At 43.2% G+C, this 17,243-nt stretch carries 15 protein-coding genes; 8 read left to right on the top strand and 7 right to left on the bottom strand.

Annotated features, from left to right (window positions below; genetic code table 11):
* Nucleotides 1–3 precede the first annotated feature (3 nt).
* Complete coding sequence (gene nadC / locus LZZ98_RS05395) at nt 4–849, bottom strand: carboxylating nicotinate-nucleotide diphosphorylase (RefSeq protein WP_237786977.1); 846 nt, start codon at nt 847–849, stop codon at nt 4–6.
* Between the two features lie 175 nt (nt 850–1,024).
* Between nadC and ampD the strand changes: the two genes are divergently transcribed.
* Nucleotides 1,025–1,600 (top strand): 1,6-anhydro-N-acetylmuramyl-L-alanine amidase AmpD, encoded by a 576-nt coding sequence (ampD, locus tag LZZ98_RS05390; RefSeq protein ID WP_237786976.1) that lies wholly within the window; start codon nt 1,025–1,027, stop codon nt 1,598–1,600.
* 74 nt (nt 1,601–1,674) lie between these two features.
* Nucleotides 1,675–3,225 (top strand): murein biosynthesis integral membrane protein MurJ, encoded by a 1,551-nt coding sequence (murJ, locus tag LZZ98_RS05385; RefSeq protein ID WP_237786975.1) that lies wholly within the window; start codon nt 1,675–1,677, stop codon nt 3,223–3,225.
* A 150-nt stretch (nt 3,226–3,375) separates the two neighbouring features.
* Here the strand turns inward: murJ and LZZ98_RS05380 are convergent, their stop codons facing one another.
* Complete coding sequence (locus LZZ98_RS05380) at nt 3,376–3,534, bottom strand: DUF1328 domain-containing protein (protein WP_086176419.1); 159 nt, start codon at nt 3,532–3,534, stop codon at nt 3,376–3,378.
* A 193-nt stretch (nt 3,535–3,727) separates the two neighbouring features.
* Between LZZ98_RS05380 and LZZ98_RS05375 the strand changes: the two genes are divergently transcribed.
* Nucleotides 3,728–4,180 (top strand): YcgN family cysteine cluster protein, encoded by a 453-nt coding sequence (locus LZZ98_RS05375; RefSeq protein WP_237786974.1) that lies wholly within the window; start codon nt 3,728–3,730, stop codon nt 4,178–4,180.
* A gap of 98 nt (nt 4,181–4,278) precedes the next feature.
* On the opposite strand, the gene LZZ98_RS05370 is transcribed toward LZZ98_RS05375, so the two are convergent.
* The gene (locus tag LZZ98_RS05370; protein ID WP_237786973.1) at nt 4,279–6,444 is read right to left on the bottom strand and encodes an EAL domain-containing protein; all 2,166 of its coding nucleotides are present in this window, start codon (nt 6,442–6,444) and stop codon (nt 4,279–4,281) included.
* A gap of 296 nt (nt 6,445–6,740) precedes the next feature.
* On the opposite strand from LZZ98_RS05370, the gene LZZ98_RS05365 reads away from it, so the two are divergent.
* The gene (locus LZZ98_RS05365) at nt 6,741–8,015 is read left to right on the top strand and encodes a replication-associated recombination protein A (protein ID WP_237786972.1); all 1,275 of its coding nucleotides are present in this window, start codon (nt 6,741–6,743) and stop codon (nt 8,013–8,015) included.
* Nucleotides 8,016–8,293: 278 nt separating this feature from the next.
* Here LZZ98_RS05365 and purC read toward each other — a convergent pair whose 3' ends face one another.
* Genes purC through dapA form a run of 3 tightly spaced genes read right to left on the bottom strand, consistent with a single transcriptional unit; the run spans nt 8,294 to nt 10,569 of the window.
* The gene (gene purC, locus LZZ98_RS05360; RefSeq protein WP_086176415.1) at nt 8,294–9,013 is read right to left on the bottom strand and encodes a phosphoribosylaminoimidazolesuccinocarboxamide synthase; all 720 of its coding nucleotides are present in this window, start codon (nt 9,011–9,013) and stop codon (nt 8,294–8,296) included.
* Between the two features lie 37 nt (nt 9,014–9,050).
* Nucleotides 9,051–9,656, bottom strand: coding sequence for a lipoprotein-34 precursor (NlpB) (locus LZZ98_RS05355; RefSeq protein WP_237786971.1), 606 nt, complete (start codon nt 9,654–9,656; stop codon nt 9,051–9,053).
* A 13-nt stretch (nt 9,657–9,669) separates the two neighbouring features.
* The gene (gene dapA, locus LZZ98_RS05350) at nt 9,670–10,569 is read right to left on the bottom strand and encodes a 4-hydroxy-tetrahydrodipicolinate synthase (RefSeq protein WP_237786970.1); all 900 of its coding nucleotides are present in this window, start codon (nt 10,567–10,569) and stop codon (nt 9,670–9,672) included.
* Nucleotides 10,570–11,296: 727 nt separating this feature from the next.
* Here dapA and mhpT point away from each other — a divergent pair.
* From mhpT to LZZ98_RS05335, 3 genes are all read left to right on the top strand, one after another.
* Entirely contained in the window at nt 11,297–12,502 is a 1,206-nt protein-coding gene (mhpT, locus tag LZZ98_RS05345; RefSeq protein ID WP_237786969.1) for a 3-(3-hydroxy-phenyl)propionate transporter MhpT, read from the top strand.
* A 289-nt stretch (nt 12,503–12,791) separates the two neighbouring features.
* Entirely contained in the window at nt 12,792–13,427 is a 636-nt protein-coding gene (gene pncA / locus LZZ98_RS05340) for a bifunctional nicotinamidase/pyrazinamidase (RefSeq protein ID WP_237786968.1), read from the top strand.
* A 101-nt stretch (nt 13,428–13,528) separates the two neighbouring features.
* Nucleotides 13,529–14,470: a bile acid:sodium symporter family protein gene (locus LZZ98_RS05335; RefSeq protein WP_237786967.1), complete on the top strand. Its 942-nt coding sequence runs from the start codon at nt 13,529–13,531 to the stop codon at nt 14,468–14,470.
* 100 nt (nt 14,471–14,570) lie between these two features.
* On the opposite strand, the gene LZZ98_RS05330 is transcribed toward LZZ98_RS05335, so the two are convergent.
* Nucleotides 14,571–15,824 (bottom strand): hypothetical protein, encoded by a 1,254-nt coding sequence (locus tag LZZ98_RS05330; protein ID WP_237787004.1) that lies wholly within the window; start codon nt 15,822–15,824, stop codon nt 14,571–14,573.
* 77 nt (nt 15,825–15,901) lie between these two features.
* Here LZZ98_RS05330 and serB point away from each other — a divergent pair, with 77 nt between their 5' ends.
* On the top strand, nt 15,902–17,122 hold the full coding sequence (serB, locus tag LZZ98_RS05325; protein ID WP_237786966.1) for a phosphoserine phosphatase SerB: 1,221 nt from the start codon (nt 15,902–15,904) through the stop codon (nt 17,120–17,122).
* Nucleotides 17,123–17,243 lie beyond the last annotated feature (121 nt).

Genomic DNA, 17,243 nt, shown 5'->3' with positions numbered 1-17,243 from the left:
AGATCAAGCATTAAAACGCATGGATAAATCCACCGCTTTCACATCTTTGGTTAACACACCCATCGAAATATAATCCACACCTGACGTTGCCACTTCACGTAAGTTTGCAATAGTAATATTGCCTGATGCTTCCAGTTTGCAACGACCGGCAACATGCTTCACCGCATCAATCATTTGCTGCTGGCTGAAGTTATCCAGCATCACGATATCCGCTTTTGCTTCTAAAGCCTGGTTCAGTTCATCCCAAGTTTCCACTTCGACTTCCACTGGCTTACCCGGTGCGATGTTATGTGCCTTGCTAATCGCCTGAGCAATACCGCCCGCTGCCATAATATGATTTTCTTTAATCAAAAAGGCATCAAATAAACCGAGACGATGGTTCTGACCACCACCAATTGCCACGGCATATTTTTGTGCAATACGTAAACCCGGCAAGGTTTTACGGGTATCTAACAATTTGGTATTTAAGCCTTCAAGTTCTTTGACGTATAAAGCGGTTTTGGTCGCAACCGCAGAAAGTGTTTGCACAAAGTTGAGGGCAGGGCGTTCCACCGTCAGCAGGCTGCGTGCAGAACCGGCCAGTTTTAAAAAGGCTTCATTGGCTTGTACGCGGTCACCATCATTTTTTAGCCAGATCACCTGTACCTTTGGATCATAAGCCTGAATCAGGGCATTGACCCAAGGCTGACCGGCCAGCACCATGTCTTCACGGCTAATGATGGTTGCTGTAGCCTGTTCATCTTCAGGGGTTAATAAAGCAGTGATATCACCTTCGCCAATATCTTCTTGTAATGCTTGTTGAATGTTGATTTGGATCGATTGTTCAAGCAAGGATTGAGATATGCTCATAAGGATTCCCGTATCTTTTTTAACCCATGAAAATTGCGCGTTATATTAGCATTGTTCATTTAAAAGAAACGTTTTTTCAAGCGATTTTTATCTGCAGAATTTGAGATTTTAAGTTTAAAGTTTTAGGATTGCGCTAAAATCATCAGCTTATGCGAACAAGACTCAGGATTGGACTATGCAACAGGCACCCTTTTTTCAGGTCATCGACGGTCAGTTAATCGGTGCCAGGCAAGTACCTTCCCCAAATTATAATCAACGTCCCGAACACACCGAAATTCAACTGGTTGTGGTGCATAACATCAGTCTGCCGCCGTCACAATTTGGTGGAGGCTATATTGAACAGTTTTTTCAAAACCAGCTGGATTGGTCACAGCATCCTTATTTTCAAACCATAAAAGGCATGCAGGTCTCTGCACATCTGCTGATTTTACGTAGCGGTGAAGTGCTGCAATTCGTCAATTTTAATGATCGTGCCTGGCATGCCGGGCGTTCAAGTTATTTGGCCAAAAAAGAATGTAATGACTATTCCATTGGCATTGAGCTGGAGGGCAGTGATGATTTGCCTTTTGACGAGACACAGTATACGGTGCTGGCACAAGTGACGGCTGCATTGCAGGCGGCTTATCCAAAAATTTTACAACATTTGGCCGGTCACTCCGATATTGCACCTGGACGTAAAACCGATCCGGGCTCAATTTTTGACTGGGTCAAATTCAGAACTTTATTACAACAGCATAAAACTCCTCAATAATGCATGGGCTTTATGATTAAACAACGAAATTCCATGTTGAGTTTCATTACAATAGCGGCTTAATTTTTCACTGGGTGGTTACGATGGCGCTTTGGCGATCGACCTTTATTGTTAGTGCAATGACCATGTTGTCTCGGGTTTTGGGCTTAGTCCGAGATGTGGTATTGCTGAATGTGTTTGGTGCGGGTAAAGATTTCGATACCTTTGTGGTGGCCTTTCGTATTCCAAACTTCTTTCGGCGGCTATTTGCCGAAGGGGCATTTTCGCAAGCCTTTATTCCAGTTTTAACTGAATATAAAACCACGCGAACCCATGCAGAAGTACAAATTCTAATTAGTCGGGTCTTTGGTTGTCTTGCGACATTTATGACCGCCCTGACTTTTATTGCCATGATTGCGGCACCTGCGGTGCTGTACATCTATGCGCCCGGCTTCCATGACGACCCAGAGAAATTCGCCTTGGCGACAGACATGTTCCGTCTGACCATACCGTATTTGCTATTTATGTCACTGACCGCTTTTGCCAGCAGTATCTTGAACAGTTATGGGTCTTTTTCAACCCCGGCTTTTTCACCTGTGTTGCTGAATATCACCATGATTGCAGCAGCATGGTGGTTAACGCCCTATATGGCCGAACCGATTATGGCCTTGGGCTGGGCAGTAGTAATTGCCGGTATTTTGCAGCTGGTGATTCAAATTCCAGAGCTGTGGCGTAAAAAATTGCTGATTCCGCCTAAAGTGGATTTCAAACACGAAGGTGTGGATCGCATCATGAAATTGATGCTCCCGGCACTGTTTGGTGTTTCGGTCACGCAAATTAACCTGTTGTTGAATACCATTTGGGCATCGTTCATGCAGGATGGTTCGGTATCCTGGTTATACAGTGCAGAACGTATGACCGAATTGCCTTTGGGTTTAATTGGGGTAGCCATTGGTACGGTGATTTTACCGTCATTGTCTGCACGCCATGCCGAGCAAGATCTGCACAAGTTCCGTGGCATGATTGATTGGGCGGCCAAAGTCATTATGTTGGTTGGCATTCCAGCCAGCATCGCCTTATTTATGCTGTCGACACCTATTATTCAAGCCTTGTTCCAGCGTGGCCAGTTTACCCTTGAAGATACGCAAATGACTGCATTGGCCTTGCAATGTATGAGTGCCGGGGTCATTTCCTTTATGCTGATTAAAGTCTTTGCCCCAGGTTTTTATGCGCAGCAAGATACCCGCACACCGGTACGCGTTGGCTTGATGGCGGTGGCAGCCAATGCCATTTTAAATATAGTCTTTATTGGTTTCTTTAAGTTAATTGACTGGCATGCCGAGCATATGGCTTTGGCCTTGGCTTCATCAGGTTCAGCCTTGGTCAATGCCGGCATGCTGTATTTTTATCTGCATAAACGCAATATTTTCCGCTTTGCCGGGCACTGGAAAAAACTTTTCCTTCAATATGCGATTGCCAATGCTGCCATGATTGCTGCACTGTGGTATGGCTTAAGCTGGTACAACGGGGATGTGTCCCAGTGGATGCGTATACTTGAAGTAATCGGTTTGTGTGTAGTGGGTGTGGTGGCTTATGCGATTGGTTTATTGGCAACAGGCTTTAGACCACGCCACTTACGACCTTAATCTTTAGATCAAAACTTTAGAGCGTTAGATCAGTTATATAAAGAGTGATCTAATGCTTGAGATTGAGACTGAATGAATCAACTATGAAAAAGAGCCTGTATAGGCTCTTTTTTTGATCAAGTGAGATATTTTTAAGCGGAGGTCATTCAACTAAACTCTTCCCCGGGAGAGGAAGCCGACGATTGCCAGAATAACGGCAACGACGAGTAAAATAACCGCAAAATCTTTAGATAATCCTGCGACACCAGCAAAACCTAGTAGACTGGCAATCAGTGCAATCACAGCAAAAATAATCGCCCAACGGAACATAAGCTTTCTCCATGTGTTGTTATTTTCAGGGTTGTTTCAGTATAGGGGCGGAAAATTTCCAACAGTGTTATGCTTGTGTTTAAAAAATGTTCACTTTGACGGCAAATCTATGATTTGAAGTAAAAATCATGTTTATTCCCTGTAAACTTGTACCCCTTATCATCGTTATCACTTTTCTGGTTTTCTCACTGCTATGACTGAACAATTACGTCCACAATTCTGGAAAAAATATGCTTTGGCTGAACTGACAACAGCTGAATGGGAAGCATTGTGTGATGGTTGTGGCTTATGCTGTTTAATCAAATTGGAAGATGAAGAGCTGCAAGAAGTCGCTTATACCAAGGTGGCCTGCAAACTTTTAGATTGCAAAACTGCACGTTGTAGTAATTATGCGCAGCGACTTGAATATGTACCGGATTGTATTCAGCTGACCCCAGAAAAATTAGATACTATTCACTGGCTCCCGCCGAGCTGTGCTTACCGCCGTTTAAAAGAAGGCAAGAATTTACCGACCTGGCATTATTTAAATACAGGAACACGTGACAGTGTGATCAAAGCCAGAAAATCGGCAGCAGGCCGTTGTATTTCCGAAACGGAAGTTAATGAAGATGATCTTGAGGAATATATTGTGCGCTGGGTGCGTTAATCGGCGGTTGTTTCAGCATCAACGTTTCTGCTGAAGTCACTTCTTCAGTCAGCAAAGTAGAATGACTGCGAGCATGCAGACTTAAATCACTTGAATGATCAACCAGAAGAACTGAGCGGCTGAGCTGCATGAGCTACAGGATTTAATAATTGCATAGCATCCTGAAATTTCAGGGGATGATAAAAATAAAAGCCTTGTCCAATATAGCAATCACAAGCTTTGAGTGCTTCTACCTGTGCACTGGTTTCAATGCCTTCAACCAGTATATCCAAAGATATACTCGCGCCAATCTGACTAATCGCTTTTACAATCGCCAAGTCAGAAAGATTGTCCGGTATATTTTCAATAAAATTGCGGTCAATCTTGAGGCAGTCGACCGGATAATCCCTTAATCGGGTCAAGGATGAATGGCCTGTACCAAAATCATCGAGTGAAATACTCAGACCCGCTTGTTTTAATAGTCTAAGCGCACGGATCACATAGTCTGCGCCATGTTCAGAAAGGCTTTGTTCGGTAATTTCTATTTCAATCAGCTGGTAGGGAATCTTAAATTGAGCTAGCCGGTTTAAAAGCGTTTCTGCGTAGTTATCCCTTAAAAATTCGACCGGCGCTGCATTGATGGAAATGGGTAACAGTTGCAAGCCTGCTTCCAGCCATTGGCTCATATCCTGAAAGACTTGAAACTGGATAATTTCACTGATCCGCGTAGCCAGTTCATAGTCCTGAAAAGCGGAAGAAATATCCGAGGGAAGCTGGATTTGATCTTCTGCATCATGCCAGCGCAGCAAGGCTTCAAAACTAATGACTTTTCCATCTGCAAGATTGACCTTGGGCTGATAGACCGGAAAAACTTTATTGTTATGAATAATGGCTCGGGCCAGCGAAAGCTGTTTGGTCGTCAGCTCTATGCTTTTAATCATGGCACTCTTAAACATCCGGATACCGCCACGACCACTGACTTTAAGATCATTCAGCGCGACATCGGCACAGCGTAACAGTGTTGAGCTATTGTTTGCATCACGCGGGTAGATGGCACAGCCGATGCTCATCCCGCCATTAATATATTGCCCGGCATAACAAATCGGGATATCCAGTTGCTGACGCGCTATTTTTGCAATGTTCAGCAATTCAGATTCATCATGCAACTGCGGCACAATAATCGCAAACTCATCACCGCCTAAACGTGAGACCACAACGTGCTCGTTAAAACAGCCACTCAAGCGTTGACCTAAAATCTGGAGTAAATAATCACCCGCAATATGACCCAAGGTATCATTAATATGCTTGAAATAGTCTAAATCAATCAGCAAAAAGCCCACAGATTGGTGTTGATGCTGTGCGTTTAGAATGGTCTTTTTAAAAATTTTATTAAATGCACGGCGGTTATATAAGCCCGTTAATTCGTCAAGTTCACTCACCTGTTGAAGATTTTTTTCTGCAATTCTTTGTTGGCTAATATCACGGGAAACACACAGAATACTTTGGGTTGATCCATCTTCACTGAGTATGGGGGTTAAAATATTGTCCCAATATTGCGGAGGCTGACCTGGAGTAATACTCATACCATCAAAACGGGCATTATGACCTTTTGCCACTTGTTTTAACGCATGTTGCCCCGAATTCCGAATTGGCTCGGGCAGTAAATTTAACCACGGCATACCAAACTTATTTTCATTGACCGGTACACCTAAGGCGAGGCAACCTGAACGGTTCATATGGGTGACATGACCCTGTGGTGTTAAAATTTTAATACAGTCCACGCTGGCATCCAGCATTTTGGTCTGGGCAAGCACTTGCTGATGCAATTCAGTATGCTTTAAATAATGATCATGGATATCGGTGGCGGTCACCATCCATTCAATATCATCTAAATGTTGGGCTGGCTGAACGGAAACCAGGCAAATCCGATAACCTTGCTCATGATGATGAATACGGCATTCTTGTTCGAAGCCTTGTTGAGTGTGTAAGGCATTTTGCCAAAGTACACTAAAGTGTGGGTAATCTTCAGGATGAATGAATTTCTGACACTCATCGCTATGCTGTAGATTGATATTGCGACCAAGATAGTCACAAACAGCTTGATTATAATAATACTGGTTTTGTTTGTTTTTAACCCAGACCAGCTGGGGTAACTGATTAAGAATATTTTGAATGAGCATGTTTTCGGCAGACAATTGAGTTGTATGAGTTTTAATACGTTGTTGGTTCTTTGTTTTGCCATCCCGACTAAGCGGTATTCGCTTGTTTTTGAAAGTATCTTCCATAAAGCTCACCCGTTAAAATAATCAAGATGCTTGAAAATGTGATGCACTTCATATAAATAATTATACATATGAATGCGCAGCAGTAGAATGATTCAGTTTGTATTTCTGGTGGTCGACTTATTTTAGGTAGCTTACTTTGTTCTATTTAAAAGTAAATTCACGTAAAAAGCGGCACAATCATGATGTATATTTTTTAAAAACAACAATATGATTTTTTTGTAAATCGGTTGATTTGAAATACGCGATATTAAAATTACATAGTAGACTTGCTTTAAGTACAGTCAAGAAATAACAAGATGTCTGAGAGCCATATTCCACTTCCTGAACGACTTCGCCCGCGTGACTTGTCCGAAATTATTGGTCAAGATCATCTATTAGGGGCTGGTGCGCCATTACGTCAAATGATTGATCAAGGACATTTACCTTCGATTATTTTTTGGGGGCCACCGGGAGTAGGAAAAACCACGATTGCTTTGCTTTTGGCACAGGCGGTGGATCGGCCATTTGTGAGTTTATCGGCACTCAATACCGGGGTAAAAGAACTGCGTGAAGTGATTGCCGAAAGTGGTGATTTACTGACCCCGGTCGTGTTTATTGATGAAATTCATCGTTTTAACAAGTCACAGCAAGATGCCTTATTGAATGCAGTCGAGAAGGGCAAAATCACTTTAATTGGAGCGACCACAGAAAATCCTTCTTTTGAAGTGAACAATGCCTTGTTATCGCGCTGTCAGGTTTATACCTTAAATGTCTTGGATGAAGAGGCGATTAAGACCTTGGTAAATAAGGCAATCCAGCAAGATGCTTTTTTAAAAGAACGCTATATTCAAGTTGAAGAATACGAAGCCTTGTTGCAATTTGCTGCTGGAGATGCGCGTAAAGCACTCAACCTGCTGGATTTAATTGCCAGCACTTTTGAGCCGGAACTGGAAAATATCATTACCAATGCCATTGTGGTTAAAGTGGCACAGCAGAATATTGCCCGTTATGACAAATCGGGCGAGCAGCACTATGACTTGGTCTCTGCGTTTATTAAGTCGATTCGCGGCAGTGACCCGGATGCCGCTTTGTACTGGATGGCACGCATGCTGAAAGGCGGAGAAGATCCGGTGTTTATTGCCCGTCGTATGCTCATTGCCGCTTCGGAAGATATCGGCAATTCCAATCCGAATGCCTTGCTGCTGGCAGGAGAATGCTTCCGTTCGGTACAAGCGGTGGGCATGCCGGAATGCCGGATTATTTTGGGTCAATGTGCGGTGTATTTGGCCACCAGTGCCAAAAGTAACAGTACTTATCTGGCCATTAACAAGGCGCTCGACTTAGCTGAAAAAACCTCGAATTTACCTGTGCCGTTACATTTACGCAATGCACCGACCAAACTCATGAAAGAGCAGGGCTATGGGGTGGATTACTTATATCCGCACAATTATCCAGAGCATTTTGTCTTGCAAGAGTATATGCCGCCTGAATTAAAGGGCATCAAGCTGTATGAGTCGGCACGTAATAAACGTGAAGTGGAAGGGGAGCGTTTACAGCAACGCCGTTGGCAACAGCAACAACAGCAGCAATAAGCAAAAAAAAAAAGCCCAATCCATAGGAGGGATTGGGCTGAAAATAGGATGTCTTTGGGGAGATACATCCTAGAGGGTAAACTCAAATTCTGGCCGGCAAGAAAAATGCTATAAAGCCACCTACTCCAACATCTTGCTGCCTGGTATGTAAGATATATTAAGTAAAAAACAGAATATTGTAAAAACGATCATTTTTATTATTAATATCTGTTTTTTCGATTTATAGAGCATAAAAAAACCGAGCTAAACAGCCCGGTTTTTTTGAATCAGATGACTGATTAGATATCAGTAAGATCGATACCTAAACGTGCAGCAACTTCTTCATAAGCTTCAACAACACCGCCTAAACCTTGACGGAAACGGTCTTTGTCGAGTTTTTTCTTGGTGTCTTTGTCCCATAGACGGCAACCATCTGGAGAGAATTCATCACCCAGCACGATACGGTCGTGGAATACACCAAATTCAAGTTTGAAGTCTACAAGTAACATGTTACCTGCATCGAACAAGCCTTTTAGCACTTCGTTAACTTTGTAAGTTAACTCTTTCATTTGTGCAAGTTGTTCAGCAGTCGCCCAGCCTAAAGCAATCGCTTGAGACTCGTTCACCATTGGATCGCCAAGCGCATCATCTTTGAAGAACAATTCGAAAGTAGGTGGAACAAGTTCTTTACCTTCTTCTACACCTAAGCGACGGCATAATGAACCGGCAGCATAGTTACGCACTACACATTCAACCGGAATCATTTTTAATTTTTTCACTAAAACTTCAGTTGGAGAAAGAAGTTTTTCGAAGTGAGTTTCAATGCCAGCAGCAGCCAATTTTTCCATGATGAAGGCGTTAAAACGGTTGTTCACCTTGCCTTTACGATCCAGCTGTTCGATTTTTTCGCCGTTAAATGCAGATGCATCGTCACGGAAGACTAGGATAAGGTGATCTGCGCTGTCTGTTTCATAAACAGATTTCGCTTTACCAGTATAGAGCAAGGTTTGTTTCAACATGGGGGGAACCTTTTTCAAAAAAAAATGCCTAGTACGACTAGGCTGGCCAATTTTGGTAAATCTGGGTTAACAGTTCTGCAGCTTTTTCTTTGTCTGCAAAGCTGTTATCGGCATTGAACACAGCGATGTTATTACTTGCACCTACAGATGTCAGTCTTAATACATAGATCTGTTGATCGACCTTAATGGTGACTTCGTAACGATTTTTACTTTGACCCACAATGGTATGGTTCAGGCTGCTGAGGGTAGCAAGTGTGTACTGCCAAATTGTAGCAGAATTTCCGTCTATTTTGAGCAACGGATTTTGGTTTCCATCACGAACCAGCTGCGGACGACCGACATTTGTACTGTCGTCCTGAGCATTTGCTACTACAGTGGTCTGTGCCTTATCGGGGCGGGGAAGAGCAAAACGGTTGCCACGCTTATTTTCAAGCTTGGGTGCATGCTCAATGGCAAGCGGGTCAACCGTTGGAGATGGATACAATGGCGTTGCTGGTCGAACCATTGAACCTTCCGGATATTTCAGGGGTTCAAGGGTTGCTGTATTTTTATAGTCCAGTGAACCGTTACTGATTCCCATGGAACTACAACCCACTAAACTGAATGCCGAAAGTGCAAGGGTTAAACCAAAACGTAATTGCATAATGTTGTGCTCTTTATTTAATGACACCCGAAGCGTTCAGTGCTTCACGCAATGGGGTACGATATTGTTCTGCAAGAGGAGTTAATGGTAAGCGAATACCGGTACCAATCAAGCCCATTTCATGGAGTGCCCATTTCACAGGAATTGGGTTAGATTCACAAAATAAAATATTGTGTAAATTTGCAACTTTATTATTTAATGCTTCAGCACCTTCTGCATCACCTGCGAGTGCAGCAGCACAGATCAGGCTCATTTCATTAGGTGCCACATTGGCAGTAACCGATATGTTGCCTTTAGCGCCCAGCCCCATAAGCTGGTATGCCGTAGCATCATCGCCAGAATAAACAGTCATGTCTTTGCCGTTTAATCCTTCAATGAGTTCCTTACCACGGGCGACGTCGCCGGTTGCATCTTTAATGCCGACAATTTGTGGAATATCTGCCAGACGAATCACGGTTTCATTTAACATGTCTACGCCAGTACGGCCTGGAACGTTATACAGAATTTGAGGTAAGTCTACCGCTTCAGCAATCGCTTTATAATGCTGATATAAACCTTCTTGGGTTGGCTTATTGTAGTAAGGGGTGACCAAGAGTGCAGCATCTGCGCCCAGTTCTTTGGCTTCTTTGGTCAGTTCAATCGCTTCATGGGTAGAGTTAGCACCCGTACCTGCAATTACAGGAATACGTTTGTTGGCCACACGAATGATTTCTTTAATCACCTGGGTATGTTCAGCCATGCTTAAAGTTGATGCTTCACCTGTAGTACCCACAGCAACAATACTGTTGGTGCCTTGCGCTACATGCCACTCAACGAGCTTTTCTAGACCCTTCCAATCTACGCTGCCATCTTCAAACATTGGGGTGACGATTGCGACAATTGAGCCTTGAATGATCTGTGCTTGCTGAGTCATTTTAAAAAAATATCCTATTTGCCCATCCGGTGAGGTAGAAAAACATAAATTTGGATGGTTACGTATTTTGATTTATAGCCAATTCAACTCAATTGAATGAAATTGAATAATGCTTATGCAAATTATGAACGAACAAGCGGTGAAGAACAATATGCTTTAGTCAAACCATCTAAAAACTTTATGAAAAGCAAGTGAAAAGTCTAGCCAACACCAGTAAATTAATTTTTTAAATTGAACACAGCTGAAAGGTTTCTTAGGGCTGATCTTAAAAATGAGGTTTTTTAACTGGAGAAATGAATGGTCGATATCACAAAAAAATGTAGGTTTAAGTCAATAGAATCAATAATTCCGGGTAAAAACATCAGAATTTAAGATTTAATTATGATTAGCATAGACGTTAAATCAATATAAATCGGTCATTTAATTTATCCAAATGATCATTAAAAACTTAAGAAATAATCAGTTAAAACTATTAATCTATTTTAACCCTTTTTGCATAAGATGATTTTCAGAATTGAAATAATAAGGGTCATGTTGATTTTTTGTGTGTTGATTAAACTTGATTAAGTGCTTTTGCGACTATGTATTTTGGTATCGAAAAGTTTTAAATATCCCGTATTTTTGTCAATAAAGTGTAGATTCTTCCACTTATTGGTAGTTATTTGAATTTCCAGACTCATAGATGATGGCTTTCTTTTTGTAATGCTGATTGAACAAGGATAATCCAATGGAAAAATCAGATAATAAGCATGCCATCGTCACGGTAGCGATCTGTTTTCTGATTGCTGTGATTGAAGGTCTGGATATTCAGGCAGCCGGCATCGCCGCTGCAGGTATTCGTGAGTATTTTGGTCTCGACAGCTCTCAGTTGGGTGTGTTTTTTAGTGCAGGTATTCTGGGTTTATTACCAGGTGCACTGATCGGTGGCCGACTTGCTGACCGGATTGGTCGTAAAAAAGTGTTGGTCTGGTCGACAGCAACATTTGCTGTATTTACCTTATGTACAGTTTGGGTCAACAGCTTCAATAGTCTGCTGGCAGTACGTTTTCTGGCAGGTGCGGGTCTGGGCGGTGCAATGCCGATTTTGATCACGCTGGCATCAGAAGCAGTATCTCCAAAAAATCGTGGTCGTGCAGTGGGCTTGATGTACTGTGGTATGCCAGTCGGTGCTGCGATTTTATCTTTAATTGCCGCCACTGAATTTGGTGCCAACTGGAAGAATGTTTTCTACTTGGGTGGTTTATTACCTGTCTTCGTAATTCCACTCATGATGTGGTTCTTGCCTGAGTCAAAGGAATACCTGAAGGCCAAGAACAAAACTGCAGCAGAACTTACCGTTTCACCGCAAGGTTCATTTAAGGACCTGTTTAATTCCAATAACCTGTTACGCACGATCTGTATCTGGGTGAGCTACTTCTTTACCCTGATGGTGGTTTACATCATGCTGAGCTGGCTACCATCATTGTTTATGGAACTGGGCTTTACCCGTCAAAACGGTTCAACCGCACAGTTCTACTTCATGGTGACTGCGACCATCGGTACGATTATTCTGGGTATGTTGACCGATCGCTGGAAGAAAGCTTACGTCATCCTGTTGATGTACGGTGGTATCCTCGCGGGTTTACTGGCACTAAATGGTGCAAGCTCGCTTAACCAGATGTATATGGCAGCAGCATTGGCAGGTGCATTTGTGATCGGCTGTCAGGGCGTACTGTATGCCTTTGGTAGTATCGTGTATCCGACCGAAGTACGTGGTACTGGTGTAGGTGTTGCTTCTGCAGTAGGCCGTATCGGCGCAATGCTTGGCCCTGTGATTGCAGGTCAGTTACTGACTGCAGGCTTCGGTGCAGCAGGGGTTATTACCGCAGCGATTCCATGTATCATTATCTCTGCAGTATGTATGCTGATCCTGGTGAACCGCACCAAGGTGTAATACTGAAAAAATTAAAAAAAGCCTGCATTTGCAGGCTTTTTTTATGCTCAGAATTTAAAAAAATCATCATGCTATTGATAGGGAAAATTTTCTGTTTTTCTTATCGTTTGCGATGAAATAAAAACAACTCTTTAATTTATTATTCATTGCAAAATGATGCAGATATTGAACTGATTCCAAGATTGATCCGAATGAACAGTCATTCTATTTTTATCGGTAGTGCTAAAAATACTCTACTATATTTGCGCTATGCTTGGGCATAAATCGAGATTTCAGGGGATGAAAACGGATGCAAACTAATGTCGTATTACTGGTGGTGGACGTACAACGAGGATTTACCCCAGGCGGTAATCTGGCCGTAGCGAATGCCGATCAGATCATTCCAAATATCAATGTATTGGGGCAGTATTTTAACAATATTGTCCTGACTCAAGACTGGCATCCTGAAAATCATATCTCTTTTGCAGACAATCATTCTGGTAAGGCGGTTTATGACAGTATTCAGCTCGACTATGGCAGTCAGGTCTTATGGCCAAGCCATTGTGTACAAGGCACTACTGATGCAGAACTTCATCCAGAGCTCAATTTACCGACGGCACAATTGATTATCCGCAAGGGTACTCATGTCCATATCGACAGCTATTCAGCCTTTTTGGAAGCAGATCAAAAAACCACAACCGGTTTGGCCGGCTATTTAAAAGAACGTGGTATTGATACCGTTTTTATTGCAGGAATTGCCACTGATTTTTGTGTGGCATGGACAGCAATAGATGCCTGCAAACTGGGCTTTAAAACCTATGTGATTTCCGATGCCACTAAGGGCATCGATTTACACGGTTCATTGCAACATGCCTGGCAAGACATGCTGGCAGCTGGAGTAAAACGTATTCTGGTCAAAGATATTGTTCAGCAACAGGCCTCATAAACAGTTTAATCCAGTCTGGGAAAAGTCTAATTTTTTGTTGCTTAATGTTGTAAAGGTTACTTCCTGGACGAGATACTAGAATAAATATCGGATTGATCTTTATGTCTTATTTGTTGCGCTTTACGCAATTTATTCAGAAAACCTTTGCCCTGTGGGTAGTACTATTTGCCGCTATTGCTTTAATTTTCCCGGAAGCCTTTGTCTGGCTGAAAGCCTATATCACCTGGATGCTGGGGATCATCATGTTCGGTATGGGCATGACCATGACTGTCGATGATTTTAAAGGGGTATTGCAAAGTCCTAAAGCCGTGGGGATTGGTGTGGCTGCACAATTTATTGTCATGCCAGGACTGGCCTATGCTTTATGTCAGCTGTTTCAACTGCCGCCTGAAATTGCAATAGGGGTAATTCTGGTCGGCTGTTGCCCCGGCGGGACGGCATCCAATGTCATTACTTATATGGCCAAGGGCAATACTGCTTTATCCGTGGCCTGTACTTCAGTTTCGACTATTTTGGCGCCTGTATTAACCCCGGCAATTTTCTATCTTTTGGCTAGCCAATGGATTGAGATTAATGCAAGCTCGATGTTTATTTCAATTTTGCAAGTGGTGCTGTTTCCAATCATTCTGGGCTTGATTGTGCGCTCGATATTCAAGCAAAAAGTTGATGCTTATATTCAAGTGATGCCGTTGATTTCAGTATTTGCCATTGTGGCGATTGTGGCTGCGATTATTGCCGGAAGTAAGGTGCAGATTCTGCAATCCGGTTTATTGATTTTGGGCGTGGTCGCGCTGCACAATGGTCTGGGCTATTTGCTAGGTTTTTGGGCAAGCCGCTTCTTTAAACTGCCTTATGCAGACAGTAAAGCTATTGCCATTGAAGTGGGGATGCAAAACTCGGGTCTAGGCGTGGCTTTGGCTGCAGTGCATTTTGCTGCATCCCCAATAACCGCAGTGCCAAGTGCAATTTTCAGTTTATGGCATAACATTTCAGGACCTGCATTAGCCAGTTATTGGGCAAGCAGGACAGATAAAATAGAATAATGCTTAAAAGATCTCTGCTGACTTCAGTGGTACTTCAGCACAGAATTTTAGCAATAAAAAGCCGAGTTCATGAACCCGGCTTTTTTTTATTGAGCTGTTTTTAAGATGCTTTGGATTGCTTGGCTTTTAAAATTTCAGTTCTAAAGGTTTGTGCCAATTCGGCCACTTCGCTGTCCATCCCGTTCATCATAAAGGCATGACGGGTGAGCACATTGGTTGGATTTGGTATGCTGACCAACTGGTAACGATCTGAAATGCCTTTAAGTAATTCATTCGGTAAATGAATGGCACTTTCTTTGGCTGCCAGTTGTTGTACCAGACGTTCTGCTGCTTGGACAGGGCTGAGGTGCATAGCCTCAACATGGCTGGAAATGGCACTGCGTGTTTGCAACACGAAACGTTTTTCTTCACGATAGCGTTTGTACAGCACATCGGATAATAACTGGAATACGGTACTGATCATCACCAGACATTGCACTGCATTTGGTGTTTCGACCGACATGCTAATGGTTGCGCCATGCTCATCAAATTTATGTACAGTGGAGATATCGGAACTATTTAATTTGTAGTGTTGAACACAGAGTTCAGCGGCTTTATTCAGGAAAATCTGACATAAATTAAAATAAGGAATAGAAACGGTTTTATTCACCGAATCCATCAGCTGTTTTGGATCATAAAACTGAATATTTAAGGCAATACAATTGTCATCCAGCACTACAGGCTTGGATTCTTTGGTTTTAGCTTTAGTCTGAGCGTTGTTCTGCGCCTGAGCAATCGCGACTGCGGCATTGTGCTGTTCTTGTTCCAAAGCCTGAGTCAGGGTTTGAATTTCATGTTTGAGGCGTGATTCATTGTTGATACGCGCTAGATATTCGGTACGGCTTGGACGGGCAATGGCGCGATAGGCTAACCATAATAAACCATGAATCAGCAGCGATAATAAAATCGCCAGCCATTGGGTACGTAAAATCTCCCCTATACTTGGCTGAATCAGGGTAATTTCAATACTGCCGACTTTCTTTTCATTTTGCAGTGCTTCACGAACAAAAACTTCGCCTTGGCGTGTCTTGGTTAAACCACCTGTTGCCAGTACCTGATTATTCGCATCTAAAATACGGATAGAGGCCACACTCGGGTTGGTTGCATAACGGTCGGCCAGTAAAGCCAATGACACCGTATTGGCCGGTTCCAGCTCGGACAGGCTGTCTGTGACCAGTTGCGAGGTCATCAGCTGTCCCTGACTGGCGCGGTTAGCATTCAACTGATGCGTCGTCGCAAGTACCAGTAAAAAGGTGTGAAAAGCAAAACTTACAATCAGTAGGCTAGCAAATAGCCCTTGTCTAGGCGCATTCAACGTAAACTTCCAAGGCATTTATGTTCAAATTCGATTATGATTCTAGCAATAGTTGTAGCTCAGATCCGAGTCAATTCATGCGAGAAATCATTCTTATATCATTTTTGGGACCCGACCAGCCTAATCAATTTACACGATTAATGCAGGTATTGTCCGTCCATTCGTTACAAATTTTGGACGTTGGACAAGCCGTCATCCACAACCAACTGACTTTAGGTATTGTTGTTTCGTCAGATGACCAAACTGCTACAGCATTAGCCATGAAGGAGATTCTGATTCTAGCACATGATATTGGCTTAACAGTGCGCTTTAAACCAATCTCTACATCAGAATATGATCAATGGGTGAGTGAAGGGGGACAGACCCGTTATATCGTGACGGCACTGGCACCGGAATTAACAGCATCACACCTGCAGGCAGTGACTCAGATTGTCTCCAACCAGGGCTTTAATATTGAAACCGTGACCCGTTTGTCGGGTCGTCCGGAGCTGGATATTCAAGCCGATGGACCTAAACGCTCTTGCGTGCAATTTGGCTTGAAAGGACAAATGCTGGATGCCACTGCCATGCGTGCGGCATGCTTGCGTTTATCGACTGAATTAAGCGTCGATGTTGCGGTGCAAGAAGATAATGCTTACCGTCGCAATCGTCGTCTGGTCTGCTTTGACATGGACTCGACCTTGATTGAGCAGGAAGTGATTGATGAGTTGGCGATTGAGGCCGGTGTCGGTGAGCAAGTTGCTGAAATTACTGAACGCGCCATGCAAGGGGAACTTGATTTCCAGCAAAGCTTCCGTGCCCGTGTCGCCTTATTAAAAGGTATGGATGCTTCTGTTTTACCTCAAATTGCCGAGCGCTTAACCGTGACGGAAGGGGCAGAGCGCCTGATTTCAACCTTGAAAGCCTTGGGTTACAAGACCGCCATTCTTTCCGGTGGTTTCCAGTATTTTGCCGAATACCTGCAAGAAAAACTGGGGATTGATGAAGTCCATGCCAACATTTTGGATGTACAAGATGGTGTGGTTACCGGTGAAGTCAAAGGACATATTGTCGATGGTGCCCGTAAAGCCTTATTGCTGCGTGAACTGGCTGCGAAAATGGGTATTTCACTGGAACAGGCCATTGCCGTAGGGGATGGTGCCAATGACTTGCCAATGCTGTCTATTGCCGGTTTAGGTGTGGCTTTCCGTGCCAAACCTTTGGTTCGTCAAAATGCCAATCAGGCGATTTCAAGTGTCGGCCTTGATGGAGTACTCTATCTGCTCGGCGTACATGATAAAGATCTGAGTCGTGCCTAAAGATTGAAATTTATTGACTAAACGCGACATTGATGTCGCGTTTTTTGTTTAAAAACAGGCAAAATACGATGAACGGTAGCCAGGCATTGCCGATAAAAACAGCATTCAAGCCATTCAGGAA

This window comes from Acinetobacter sp. SM34 (assembly GCF_022012365.1).
Lineage (GTDB): Bacteria > Pseudomonadota > Gammaproteobacteria > Pseudomonadales > Moraxellaceae > Acinetobacter.
Note: the sequence above shows the minus strand (reverse complement) of the source record. Positions and strands in the feature narration are given on the sequence as shown.